This window comes from Lonsdalea quercina subsp. quercina (genome assembly GCF_000688655.1).
GTDB classification, from domain to species: Bacteria; Pseudomonadota; Gammaproteobacteria; order Enterobacterales; family Enterobacteriaceae; genus Lonsdalea; species Lonsdalea quercina.
In genome coordinates, this window is record NZ_JIBO01000003.1 from 1 (window position 1) to 13,761 (window position 13,761).

The 13,761-nt window shown below is 53.7% G+C and carries 5 protein-coding genes, 3 tRNA genes and 3 rRNA genes; all 11 read left to right on the forward strand.

Annotation, left to right across the window (positions count from 1 at the left end):
• Window positions 1-324 precede the first annotated feature (324 nt).
• Window positions 325-1,866 (forward strand): 16S ribosomal RNA (locus RZ35_RS02165).
• 72 nt (window positions 1,867-1,938) lie between these two features.
• Window positions 1,939-2,015: transfer RNA gene (locus tag RZ35_RS02170), tRNA-Ile, on the forward strand.
• A gap of 127 nt (window positions 2,016-2,142) precedes the next feature.
• Window positions 2,143-2,218, forward strand: a tRNA-Ala gene (locus RZ35_RS02175).
• A gap of 196 nt (window positions 2,219-2,414) precedes the next feature.
• Window positions 2,415-5,323: ribosomal RNA gene (locus RZ35_RS02180) — 23S ribosomal RNA — on the forward strand.
• Window positions 5,324-5,429: 106 nt separating this feature from the next.
• A 5S ribosomal RNA gene (gene rrf, locus RZ35_RS02185) occupies window positions 5,430-5,545 on the forward strand.
• The 16S, 23S and 5S rRNA genes sit together here with 3 tRNA genes alongside, the layout of an rRNA operon.
• A gap of 65 nt (window positions 5,546-5,610) precedes the next feature.
• A tRNA-Asp gene (locus tag RZ35_RS02190) sits at window positions 5,611-5,687 on the forward strand.
• 1,937 nt (window positions 5,688-7,624) lie between these two features.
• Complete coding sequence (gene otsB / locus RZ35_RS02195; protein ID WP_235195071.1) at window positions 7,625-8,422, forward strand: trehalose-phosphatase; 798 nt, start codon at window positions 7,625-7,627, stop codon at window positions 8,420-8,422.
• The gene (locus RZ35_RS02200; RefSeq protein WP_051625439.1) at window positions 8,419-9,798 is read left to right on the forward strand and encodes an alpha,alpha-trehalose-phosphate synthase (UDP-forming); all 1,380 of its coding nucleotides are present in this window, start codon (window positions 8,419-8,421) and stop codon (window positions 9,796-9,798) included. Before otsB ends, RZ35_RS02200 begins: the two co-directional genes overlap by 4 nt.
• Before the next feature lie 222 nt (window positions 9,799-10,020).
• Complete coding sequence (locus tag RZ35_RS02205; protein ID WP_455709676.1) at window positions 10,021-11,490, forward strand: GMC oxidoreductase; 1,470 nt, start codon at window positions 10,021-10,023, stop codon at window positions 11,488-11,490.
• A gap of 25 nt (window positions 11,491-11,515) precedes the next feature.
• On the forward strand, window positions 11,516-12,826 hold the full coding sequence (locus RZ35_RS02210; protein WP_026741836.1) for an aminotransferase class III-fold pyridoxal phosphate-dependent enzyme: 1,311 nt from the start codon (window positions 11,516-11,518) through the stop codon (window positions 12,824-12,826).
• Complete coding sequence (locus RZ35_RS02215; RefSeq protein ID WP_026741837.1) at window positions 12,810-13,739, forward strand: sulfotransferase family protein; 930 nt, start codon at window positions 12,810-12,812, stop codon at window positions 13,737-13,739. The genes RZ35_RS02210 and RZ35_RS02215 overlap by 17 nt, the downstream gene beginning before the upstream one ends.
• Window positions 13,740-13,761 lie beyond the last annotated feature (22 nt).

Below are 13,761 nucleotides of genomic sequence, written 5' to 3' on the forward strand. Positions count from 1 at the left end.
GGGGTTGTGCAACTCGGAGAGATCCCTATAATGCGCTCCCACTGACACGGCGCAGCGGACAACGCGACGCGGTGACAGTCGGAGAAAAACGAAGAAAGTCGTTGACTCTGAATGAGGTAAGCGTAGTATACGCGGCCTCACGTTAGTCGCCACGGCGGCAACGAAACGCTCTTTAACAATTTAATCAGACAATCTGTGTGGGCACTCACAAGACACTATCGCAATCAGATACGAAAAAGTCTTGAAGAGTGAACAACAGTTAATTCATTACGAATGAACAGTAAATTCTTTGAGCATCGCTATTAACTTAGCAAATCAAGCTTTTAATTGAAGAGTTTGATCATGGCTCAGATTGAACGCTGGCGGCAGGCCTAACACATGCAAGTCGAGCGGCAGCGGAAGGAAGCTTGCTTCCTTGCCGGCGAGCGGCGGACGGGTGAGTAATGTCTGGGGATCTGCCCGATGGAGGGGGATAACTACTGGAAACGGTAGCTAATACCGCATAACGTCGCAAGACCAAAGTGGGGGACCTTCGGGCCTCACNCCATCGGATGAACCCAGATGGGATTAGCTAGTAGGCGGGGTAAAGGCCCACCTAGGCGACGATCTCTAGCTGGTCTGAGAGGATGACCAGCCACACTGGAACTGAGACACGGTCCAGACTCCTACGGGAGGCAGCAGTGGGGAATATTGCACAATGGGGGAAACCCTGATGCAGCCATGCCGCGTGTATGAAGAAGGCCTTCGGGTTGTAAAGTACTTTCAGCGGGGAGGAAGGCAGCGAACTTAATACGTTCGCTGATTGACGTTACCCGCAGAAGAAGCACCGGCTAACTCCGTGCCAGCAGCCGCGGTAATACGGAGGGTGCAAGCGTTAATCGGAATGACTGGGCGTAAAGCGCACGCAGGCGGTTTGTTAAGTCAGATGTGAAATCCCCGAGCTTAACTTGGGAACTGCATTTGAAACTGGCAGGCTAGAGTCTTGTAGAGGGGGGTAGAATTCCAGGTGTAGCGGTGAAATGCGTAGAGATCTGGAGGAATACCGGTGGCGAAGGCGGCCCCCTGGACAAAGACTGACGCTCAGGTGCGAAAGCGTGGGGAGCAAACAGGATTAGATACCCTGGTAGTCCACGCTGTAAACGATGTCGACTTGGAGGTTGCGGTCTTGAACTGTGGCTTCCGGAGCTAACGCGTTAAGTCGACCGCCTGGGGAGTACGGCCGCAAGGTTAAAACTCAAATGAATTGACGGGGGCCCGCACAAGCGGTGGAGCATGTGGTTTAATTCGATGCAACGCGAAGAACCTTACCTACTCTTGACATCCAGAGAACTTGGCAGAGATGCCTTGGTGCCTTCGGGAGCTCTGAGACAGGTGCTGCATGGCTGTCGTCAGCTCGTGTTGTGAAATGTTGGGTTAAGNCCCGCAACGAGCGCAACCCTTATCCTTTGTTGCCAGCGATTCGGTCGGGAACTCAAAGGAGACTGCCGGTGATAAACCGGAGGAAGGTGGGGATGACGTCAAGTCATCATGGCCCTTACGAGTAGGGCTACACACGTGCTACAATGGCGCATACAAAGAGAAGCGAACTTGCGAGAGTGAGCGGACCTCATAAAGTGCGTCGTAGTCCGGATTGGAGTCTGCAACTCGACTCCATGAAGTCGGAATCGCTAGTAATCGTAGATCAGAATGCTACGGTGAATACGTTCCCGGGCCTTGTACACACCGCCCGTCACACCATGGGAGTGGGTTGCAAAAGAAGTAGGTAGCTTAACCTTCGGGAGGGCGCTTACCACTTTGTGATTCATGACTGGGGTGAAGTCGTAACAAGGTAACCGTAGGGGAACCTGCGGTTGGATCACCTCCTTACCAAAGTGAAGTGCTAGTGAAGTGCTCACACAGATTGTCTGATGAAAGAAGAACGAGCAGAAATACCTTTATAGGCTTGTAGCTCAGGTGGTTAGAGCGCACCCCTGATAAGGGTGAGGTCGGTGGTTCAAGTCCACTCAGGCCTACCAAATTTTCTCTTATGCTGCGTTATGCTCAGGCTTGTTTACAAGAGTAAACGTCGCCCTCGCATGCCTTGCCTAAGAAAAAATTAACTCTTCCATGAGTGGTATCTAAAGGTAACTGTAAGTGACGTTTGGGGCTATAGCTCAGCTGGGAGAGCGCCTGCTTTGCACGCAGGAGGTCTGCGGTTCGATCCCGCATAGCTCCACCATACAAAGACTTCAGAGCGTATTGGCGACAGTATGCTGTGAAGTATTTTGCTCTTTAACAATCTGGAACAAGCTGAAATTTGAAACGATACAGCTGAACATATCTCTCCGTGCAGTACTGAGATGTGATTTAGTTGTATCAGAGTCTCTCAAATAATCGCAGCGCGAAGTGTTTTACGAAACACCTTCGGGTTGTGAGGTTAAGTGACTAAGCGTACACGGTGGATGCCTAGGCAGTCAGAGGCGATGAAGGGCGTGCTAATCTGCGAAAAGCGTCGGCAAGGTGATATGAACCGTTATACCCGACGATACCCGAATGGGGAAACCCAGTGCAATCCGTTGCACTATCGCAACATGAATACATAGTGTTGCGAGGCGAACCGGGGGAACTGAAACATCTCAGTACCCCGAGGAAAAGAAATCAACCGAGATTCCCCTAGTAGCGGCGAGCGAACGGGGAGGAGCCCAGAACCTGAATCAGTTTGTGTCTTAGTGGAAGCGTCTGGAAAGTCGCACGACAGAGGGTGATAGTCCCGTACACGAAGAGGCATGGATTGNGAGTTCGATGAGTAGGGCGGGACACGTGTTATCCTGTCTGAATATGGGGGGACCATCCTCCAAGGCTAAATACTCCTGACTGACCGATAGTGAACCAGTACCGTGAGGGAAAGGCGAAAAGAACCCCGGCGAGGGGAGTGAAATAGAACCTGAAACCGTGTACGTACAAGCAGTGGGAGCCTTGATTAATCAGGGTGACTGCGTACCTTTTGTATAATGGGTCAGCGACTTATATTCTGTAGCAAGGTTAACCGAATAGGGGAGCCGCAGGGAAACCGAGTCTTAACTGGGCGTTAAGTTGCAGGGTATAGACCCGAAACCCGGTGATCTAGCCATGGGCAGGTTGAAGGTTGGGTAACACTAACTGGAGGACCGAACCGACTAATGTTGAAAAATTAGCGGATGACTTGTGGCTGGGGGTGAAAGGCCAATCAAACCGGGAGATAGCTGGTTCTCCCCGAAAGCTATTTAGGTAGCGCCTCGTGAACTCATCTTCGGGGGTAGAGCACTGTTTCGACTAGGGGGCCATCCCGGCTTACCAACTCGATGCAAACTGCGAATACCGAAGAATGTTATCACGGGAGACACACGGCGGGTGCTAACGTCCGTCGTGAAGAGGGAAACAACCCAGACCGCCAGCTAAGGTCCCAAAGTCATGGTTAAGTGGGAAACGATGTGGGAAGGCCCAGACAGCCAGGATGTTGGCTTAGAAGCAGCCATCATTTAAAGAAAGCGTAATAGCTCACTGGTCGAGTCGGCCCGCGCGGAAGATGTAACGGGGCTAAACCATGCACCGAAGCTGCGGCAGCGACACTCAGGTGTTGTTGGGTAGGGGAGCGTTCTGTAAGCCTGCGAAGGTGACCTGTGAGGGTTGCTGGAGGGATCAGAAGTGCGAATGCTGACATAAGTAACGATAATGCGGGTGAAANACCCGCACGCCGGAAGACCAAGGGTTCCTGTCCAACGTTAATCGGGGCAGGGTGAGTCGACCCCTAAGGCGAGGCCGAAAGGCGTAGTCGATGGGAAACAGGTTAATATTCCTGTACTTGGTGTTACTGCGAAGGGGGGACGGAGAAGGCTAGGTTATCCGGGCGACGGTTGTCCCGGTTTAAGCGTGTAGGTGGATGTTTTTGGTAAATCCGGAACATCATTAACACTGAGGCGTGATGACGAGTCACTACGGTGATGAAGTGACCGATGCCAAGCTTCCAGGAAAAGCCTCTAAGCTCCAGGTAACACGAAATCGTACCCCAAACCGACACAGGTGGTCAGGTAGAGAATACCAAGGCGCTTGAGAGAACTCGGGTGAAGGAACTAGGCAAAATGGTGCCGTAACTTCGGGAGAAGGCACGCTGGCGTTGGTGAAGGGACTTGCTCCCGGAGCTGATACCAGTCGCAGATACCAGCTGGCTGCAACTGTTTAATAAAAACACAGCACTGTGCAAACACGAAAGTGGACGTATACGGTGTGACGCCTGCCCGGTGCCGGAAGGTTAATTGATGGGGTCAGCCGCAAGGCGAAGCTCTTGATCGAAGCCCCGGTAAACGGCGGCCGTAACTATAACGGTCCTAAGGTAGCGAAATTCCTTGTCGGGTAAGTTCCGACCTGCACGAATGGCGTAATGATGGCCAGGCTGTCTCCACCCGAGACTCAGTGAAATTGAACTCGCTGTGAAGATGCAGTGTACCCGCGGCAAGACGGAAAGACCCCGTGAACCTTTACTATAGCTTGACACTGAACCTTGAGCCTTGATGTGTAGGATAGGTGGGAGGCTTTGAAGTGTGGACGCCAGTCTGCATGGAGCCAACCTTGAAATACCACCCTTTAATGTTTGATGTTCTAACGTGGGCCCCTGACCGGGGTTGCGGACAGTGTCTGGTGGGTAGTTTGACTGGGGCGGTCNCCTCCCAAAGAGTAACGGAGGAGCACGAAGGTTAGCTAATCCTGGTCGGACATCAGGAGGTTAGTGCAAAGGCATAAGCTAGCTTGACTGCGAGAGTGACGGCTCGAGCAGGTGCGAAAGCAGGTCTTAGTGATCCGGTGGTTCTGAATGGAAGGGCCATCGCTCAACGGATAAAAGGTACTCCGGGGATAACAGGCTGATACCGCCCAAGAGTTCATATCGACGGCGGTGTTTGGCACCTCGATGTCGGCTCATCACATCCTGGGGCTGAAGTAGGTCCCAAGGGTACGGCTGTTCGCCGTTTAAAGTGGTNCGCGAGCTGGGTTTAGAACGTCGTGAGACAGTTCGGTCCCTATCTGCCGTGGGCGTTGGAAGATTGAGGGGGGNTGCTCCTAGTACGAGAGGACCGGAGTGAACGCACCACTGGTGTTCGGGTTGTCATGCCAATGGCATTGCCCGGTAGCTAAGTGCGGAAGAGATAACCGCTGAAAGCATCTAAGCGGGAAACTTGCCCCGAGATGAGTCTTCCCTGGGACCTTGAGTCCCCTGAAGGGCCGTTGAAGACGACGACGTAGATAGGCTGGATGTGTAAGCGTAGCGATACGTTGAGCTAACCAGTACTAATGACCCGAGAGGCTTAACCTTACAACACCGAAGGTGTTTTTAGAGAGACGAGATTCAGCTTGTTCAAAGATTGGTTCTGGTGGTTGCACGGGAAGAGAGTGTAACGGCTGGAATGAAACAGAATTTGCCTGGCGGCGATAGCGCGGTGGTCCCACCTGACCCCATGCCGAACTCAGCAGTGAAACGCCGTAGCGCCGATGGTAGTGTGGGGTCTCCCCATGTGAGAGTAGGGAACTGCCAGGCATTAATTTAAGGTGCACAGCACCGGTTACTGGAAGACGATTATCCGGTAACGATACAGAATCGGTGGAGCGGTAGTTCAGTTGGTTAGAATACCTGCCTGTCACGCAGGGGGTCGCGGGTTCGAGTCCCGTCCGTTCCGCCACTTATATTGTCCTGGGATGTTCTTCATGCCCAGATGGAAAAAACCGTACTACCGTAAAGGGGTACGGTTTTTTTTCGTCCTTAAGATACCGTGATAATCAGCGGGTACTCAAGCGTGAAATGATCCACATAGATCAAACCCCATTTATCTTTCCTACTGTCTTTTTCGGAAATTAGCGAGAGTGTTGTCAACTGTCCCCCTCGCCTGATGAGAGGCGATTCACGTCTTCTCTCTGGATACCTGTGAAAACGATTGGAATCGCTCTTTGATCGCGCAGTGCTGTCCTATCCTGCCGTTTCCAGCGTATGGCAACTAGCCAGCGCTGCACTTCCTTCCCGATAAACATTTGCCCTTTAATCTCCCCATGGCTATCTACTGCGATCAAGACAAATCGCTTACAAAAGGATGCACTGGGGGAAATCCTCCGAGCATACCTTCCTCCTATTCCAGGAGCCTTAATCCCTCAGCCATCTTTCACTGACGCTCAGCAAAGCGCCCATATTGCACTCAATAATTGTTCATTCAGATCCCAGAAAATCATCTCATGGTCTGATGGATATCTTCTGTCGCTTATCATGACCTCTTTATGCGATCGCCCCTTCCTGTGGACTCCTCGCCGGCTTTTGACGAACTGCTGGGACTTCACTGTCGTTTGGGCGGGATGCCTGAATCGATCTCGCGAGCCTGATCGTCTTCACTGGTTTAGTTATTGAAGTCATAAAGTAATTTTTTGGTCAGCTAAACGGTGCGGGTATTATTTTTAAGTCCATCACTTCTATAAAAAAACCAAAAAATACCATCCGTAACTAAGGGGGAGAAACTATCTCTCAATTAATACTTATTAGATGTAGTCATTAAATTTATTTAAAGTGCCTATATAAATTATCTATTGATGGAGATAGGGTTATCTCTGAATAACTAATAGTGATGTTGAAGGAGATTGTAGAGGAATATTTGTTAAGATATGCTTTTTTAAAACAGTATTCAATGATGGTTTTTCAGTATGTTCCTATTGTTGAAGTTGGAGTTTATTTGATTGTTCATGCGCTCTCTCTCTTTTTATTTTCATTTCACTGAGTTAAGTCTCTATTTTTTGAGACTAAATCACAGCATGTTGAAAAAGCATGAATATAATTTTATGGCGCTTAATGAATTATAGTTTTGATTTTGAATCCATTAAGGAACCATTATTAATGAATGTAACAACCTAAGCGGAGTGTAATGAAAAACATAAATTTAAGAATTGCTTTGTGATTCAACTTGGTTAGAATCTGGTTAACCAAACCTTTATGTTTCGTTGGTTTTCTGAAGACATTCATCAATTCATGATGCGTATTAATCCGTCAGATGATTGTGTTTATCATCATGACATATAAGATTTTTATTTTTTATAAAAGGGTTCTGTTGAGACTGAAACGTATATAAATATACGTATGACGCTCAGCATGGTCATGTGATTGATGGCAATTGTGATGAATTCAATGATGTGGTTTGTATAAATCTTTTAATTAATACCAAAATCAATCCATTGCGCGTAAATCACTATGAAGTGGCGAATGAATCTATAGCCAATTAAGCCCAGAGCAATAAATGGATGATGGATTGTGTTTGTTTTCAATCTGGTGAAATAAATAACAATACAAATTCAGGTCCGCCAATTTCTCAGGTGGTACTGATTCAATGTTTATTTTCTGGAAGTACCCGATGATCTTCGGCTATCTCCAGAAATGAGAAGTTCATCTGGGGGACGGAACCCATATCGTCACGTCAGTGAAGGATATCGCTAGACGCTAATTCATGAATGCTGGCGCTCACAGGGAAAAGAGCCGTGAGCGAATTCAGGATGAGTCTAAATGAATCAATTACTGACATCAGGAATACGGCTGCTTTTGGCGAATCAGTACTGAACTCGCTATCACCAAGAGAGGATTGTGAACGTGACTCCAGAAAACCATGAAGATTTGAATCAGCCAGATTCGCTGCCGGCATTGAGGCTTAGCGACACTGCGTTTTTCTTCGATATCGACGGTACGCTCGCGGAAATTTGCGCCCGTCCAGAGGACACCTCCATTCCCTTGACGCGCTTATCCCTTCTTCGCCTGCTGTTTCACGGCTGTGATGGCGCCGTAGGGATTATCTCAGGACGGCGTTTAGCGGATATCGATGGTCTGCTGGCGCCGTTGCTGCTCCCTGCGGCGGGAGTTCATGGCGGCGAACGTCGTCGTGCGGATGGGACGGTTCATCGCAGTGAGGTCAGTCTGCCCGTAGAACTCTGTTTGCGACTGAAGTATTGGGTGAGTCAGCATCCCGACGCTTTTCTCGAAGCCAAAGGGAACACTGCCGTGGCGTTGCACTACCGCCAGTGTCCGCAATTCGAACCCGAAGCGGCCCGGCTCGCCTTAGCGCTGATTGAGGATTATCCCCAGTGGGCGGCCCAGCAGGGGAAATGCGTTGTTGAAATTAAGCCTGAAAACGTGAACAAAGGGCGCGCGTTGCGGGCGTTTATGACGGAAACGCCGTTTCAGGGCCGTACCCCCGTCTTCGTGGGTGACGATCTCACCGACGAACAGGGTTTTGATGCTGCGCAGGCGTTGGGNGGGATAGCGATTAAAATCGGCGCTGGCCCTACCTGCGCGAGGCATCGACTGGCGAGTGTCGATGCCGTCGGGGAGTGGTTATCGTGTTTGACCTCGTTCGCCGACCCGCCGTGTGCGGATAAGGCGGTGTCGCGATGAACCGGCTTGTGGTGGTATCTAATCGCGTTCCCCCAGCGTTNGATGACTGTCCCGCGGGAGGATTGGCCAGCGGGATGATGGCCGCACTGGAGCTTAGCGGCGGCGTCTGGTTCGGCTGGAATGGCGAGGTAGAACAGTGTCCAACCCGCGTCGAACAGCGAAGTCTGAATAACGTCACCTTCGCAACGACCGCGCTGACCGCGGAAGAGTATCAACAATATTACTGCGGCTTCTCTAACGGCACGTTGTGGCCGACGTTCCACTACCGCGTCGACCTGGCGCGCTACGACAATGAAGAGTACCAAGGGTATCTGCGCGTTAACCGTCGTCTGGCGCAGATGCTGAAACCGCTGCTTCGGCCGGACGATATCATCTGGGTACAGGATTACCACCTCCTTCCTTTCGCCCAGGCCTGTCGGTCGATTGGCATCCACAACCGTATCGGTTTCTTTCTGCATATTCCTTTCCCGTCTAGCGTCATCGCCATGACGATACCGCCGCACCGTGAGCTGTTCTCGAGCATGACGGATTACGATCTGCTGGGCTTTCAGACCGAAGAAGATCACCAGGCTTTTCGAGATTACGCCAGCCGCATGGGAATGAGCGACGGCATCGTCAACAGCGGCGTTTACCCCATCAGCGTTGCGATTGAACCGCTTAGACAGCTGGCGGAGGACAACTCTTCCGACCTTCATCTGCTAGACCAGGTCTCACGTCATCTGGGACGTAAAGCGATCTTCAGCGTCGACAGGTTGGATTACTCCAAAGGCTTACCTGAGCGCTTCAGCGCTTACGAACTGCTGCTGAAACATTATCCCGAGCATCGGCGGCGGGTTCAGTTTGTCCAGTTCGCGCCGACCACCCGCGATGACATCTTAAGTTACCGCCAGATACGCGAGCAGCTGGATGCGCTGGCCGGGCGCATAAACGGCGGCTACTCCGAGCTGGACTGGCTGGCTCTGAATTACATGAACAAGAACTGCGATCGCCGGCGACTGATGGGCTTATATCGCCAGGCGCACGTCGCCTGCGTCACGCCGCTGCGAGACGGGATGAATCTGGTGGCGAAAGAGTATGTGGCGGTCCAGGAGGAAACGGATCCCGGCGTGCTGGTGTTGTCTTGCTTCGCCGGCGCGGCGAGGGAATTGGATGCCGCGTTGATCGTCAATCCGTACGACCCGCGGGAAGTCGCCGCCGCGCTGGACCGCGCTTTAATGATGCCGCTCGAAGAACGCATAGAACGCCACCAGAGCATGCTGAGCATTTTACGGCATGCCTCCATCGACGTGTGGCTACATCGTTTTGTGGATGACCTGTCGCTGCAACGCCTGGCAGGCGACGCGGGACGGATGCCCTGTGTGTGTTTGAGGGCCTGAGCGCGCTCGGCAAGGATGCATCCCGTAACGACGCGCTAAAACAGATCAAATGGAAGAAAGGCCATGACTCCTGGTGTAGCGGCGGGCGGTGCCGCCCCGTCATTTTCGGCGGCGTTGGTTGCAAGGAATGCGTTGTCGACGATCGGCAGTGCCAGCGGTCCCTGGCCCTGACTGTCTGATGTGTTGATGAAATTTTAAATGAAGGAGCAATGAACCATGACAATGATTAAGCACATTAGCGCTTATCAAGGACGTTTTGACCAATTCGATGCCGTCATTGTGGGCTCCGGCCCCTCCGGCGCGACGGTGGCGCGTACGCTGGCGGAACAGGGCAAGGATGTTCTGATTCTGGAACTGGGCGGACTGGCGTCGCCGGGAGAAGTGCTGGGGACGCATCAGTCCATATATAGCCGGGCCATCACCGGAACCGGGTTACAGGACGGCAACCCCTGGACCGCTTGCTGCGTCGGGGGCGGTATGCAGTTCTATTCCGCTATCACCTTTCGCTACCGCGATGTGGATATGCGGATCAGCCGCTATCTGCATTCGGATATGGAGATGGATTGGCCCATCACCTTGCAAGATCTGGAAGAACATTACGGCTACATCGAATCCATGCTGGGGATGCAAGACGTCAGCAGCTATCCGTTTAGCGCGCGCGGCAAGAAGATCGCCCATGCGATGGCTTCGCTGGGGTACCGCCCGCGTAACATGCCGCTCGCCATTATTCCGGCGGGCTGCGACAACGGATGCCAATTCTGTTCCGCCTGCGACAGCCGCTCTTGTACGACGGGCGCCAAGGCGTCGATTCTGAACCGATCGGTGATTGACGACTCGGCGCTGCCGGGATCCATTACCGTGCTATTCGGCTGCATGGTGAATAGCATCCGGCTCTCCAACGAAGGGCATGCCCAGTCGGCGGAGTGCTATATCCCATTCTCATCCGAACATTTGAGCATTCCCGTCAACAAAATCATCTGCTGCGGCAACGCCATTCAAACCAGCGCGCTGCTGCTGCGCTCGACCTCCGTGCTCGCCCCGCGCGGCATCGGCAACGAGCACGACCTGGTTGGCCGCGGTCTCTCCTTCAAAATCACCGGTTACACGACCGGCTCTAACCCTGCCTGGGCGAAGGAGGATGGGCTGTGCGCCCCGCATCAAGGCGCGCCCGCGTCCGTCTACACCGATGACTTTTATCAGAACGCCGACGTCCCCACCGGTATTGGCGGACTGCTGTATGAGGTGGCCTCCCCGGAACCGCTCCGCAACATCGGCCGCATCCGTTTGCACTATCTCGCGGGCGAAGAGGCGTGGTCCCACAACCGCATCACTCTGGATGAGCATCAGGATGAGTTTGGCAATCCGCTGATCAAGTTCAATTACAAAAACTCCGACAGCGATTTGGCGCGTATTGGCTTTATGGCGGCGCGGGCGGAGGAAATTCTCAGAGAAGCCGGCGCGAAGACGATAGAGCGTGAACCGTCTGTGCATAACAAAGGCGGCTCGCATTTGCATGGTACGGCGCGGGCAGGGACGGATGCCACGCGGTCGGNCGTCGACGTCGCGGGTCTCGTTCACGGTTACGACAACATCTACGTCATGGATGCCTCCGTCATGNCCTTTGCCGGAAACTCAAATCCAACTCACACCATTATGGCCAACGCGCGACGCATGGCCGTAGCGATGCGCTGAACCCCACTCAGGAGCGATAAACACGATGGATAATAATCAGCAGCAGTTACGACGGGCGATCGCATCTACCGCCGCCCGCGAATACGACATTTCCGCTCGCCCGCCATTCGTAGTGCAAAGCGCCAAGGGCGCCTGGCTAAAGGACTGCGATGGTCGAACGATTCTGGACATGACCTCGTCAAACGGCACCGTACTTTTCGGCCATCGGCGTACTGAAATCGATCAGGCCGTGGTCGATCAGATTCAGTCGCGCGGCATCATCTTTCCGACCACGCTCTCCCCGCAGCGAATCGAGCTGGCCGAGCAACTGGTGGCGCGCTATCCCAGCGTTGAAAAGGCGGTCTTTTTCCGCACGGGGNCGGACGGCACCTCGGCGGCGATCAGAATGGCCAGAGCCTACACCGGACGGCGGATCGTCCTGTCCAGCGGCTACCACGGCTGGCACGACTGGCATCGTCAGTTTGGTCAGCTTTGCTACGACCCGGAAACGGATGTCTTCCATTTCGGCTACAACCTGCAGGCGCTCTCCACCGCGCTGGATGTGGCGCGAGACCGTATCGCCGCCGTCATCGTCACGCCTGAATTGGGCTGGTTTCCGGAAAGCCACTTTAACGAGATGGGGCGTCTGTGCCGCGCCGCCGGGGTTCCCTTCATTCTCGATGAGGTGATGTCCGGACTGCGTTACGGCGCACATGGCGTTCACGGAGATGGCGGGGTGGATGCCGATTTGATGATTGTCAGTAAAGGCCTCGCCAACGGCTTCGCGCTATCGACCGTCGCCGGAAAGGCGGATCTGATCAACGCCTACGATGCCGCCGGGCTGGCGGGCACCTACAACAAAGAGGTGACTTCGATGGCGGCCGCGCTAGTGGCGCTGCGGATCTTCAGGGAAGAGCGACCTCACGACGCCGCGCTGAAAACCGGCGCTGAGTTGATCCGCCGGCTTCAGATGGCGGCGGATGAGGTCGGCATTCCCCTTTGGGTGACCGGCCCGCCGCTGATGTTTAAAACGGTTTTCGCTAATGCCAAGGTGGCCGATGCGGTGACGGCCGAATGCTTTGCGCATGGCCTGTTTTTAGAGTGCAACGGTACGCACATGATCAATTTCGCCTTTGGTCAGCCGGAGCTGGCGCATGCGGTGTCCATTTTCAAAGCGTCGCTGGAGGCCGTCAAAACGTCTGGAAACGACACCGGCGGGGACATGGGCGCGATTGACGAGAAGCGGCGGAAAGACTATGCGCGCTCTGCGTTCGGCGTGGCCTTTGAGGTGGATCTGGAAGCGGATGTCGTTCACGCCTTAAATTTTCGTCGAGGGTCGTATGAAGCCAGAAGCTAACGTCAAAGCGCCCGTGCTGCTAGGGGGGGAGAATCGCTCTGGGACGACGCTGCAAAGTATTATTTTGGATGCGCATCCCGATCTGGTCGTCGCGCCTGAAATCGATTTTCTTGAGCCGCTCGATCTGGGACCGCACATCCTTGAGGCGGCGCGGCTGCTCTCCGCTAACGATCCCCGCGTGCTCGGTCCGGGCACGGAGACGGAAGATCCCTTCTGGTTTGATGGCGCGCACTTCGTTAAGCAGTGTCAGCGTTCCGGCGTGCCGAATGACGAGCTGATCGAGCTGGTCGAAGCCGCGATGGCCGAACGCAAAAGCGATCTCAGTCGCTTTGTCGATCGCTGCTATCTGATCGAGAAGATCGGCGCCTATCGGCTCAGGAAATACGGCGGCCTGTTCTGGGGCCAAAAGTTGCAGCGCAAAATCGCCCGCATTGATGATTTTGCGCGGATTTGGCCCGAAGCGCGGTTTATCCATATCGTCCGTGATGGCCGAGATCTCTTCGCTTCCCACCTCAAATCCGTCCCCAAATGGGGATACAAAACGCCATCGGAAATGGCGCGCGGCTGGGTAGAGATCGTCTCCCGGCCCGTGACCGTGGCGCCGCAGGGGCGCTATCTGGAGATTCGCTATGAAGATCTGGTGACCTCGCCGGCAGAGGTTATCAAGCGGATGACCGATTTTATCGGCGTTGAGTGGAGCGACCAGGTGTTGGCGCATCACGAGGTTTCGCATGTGTTGTTCGAAAACCCTTGGGATCATCCCGCTGCGGAAGCCGCCGCCAAAGCGATCTCCACGTCCCCGGTCGGGCGTTATCAGCGTGATTTGTCAGCGCGTCAGATCGCCGAGTTCGAGGCGGTGGCGGGACCGCAGCTTAAACGGCTGGGCTATACGCTCTCGGATGAATCGCGCTAGACACGCTCCTTGCGCGGTGATG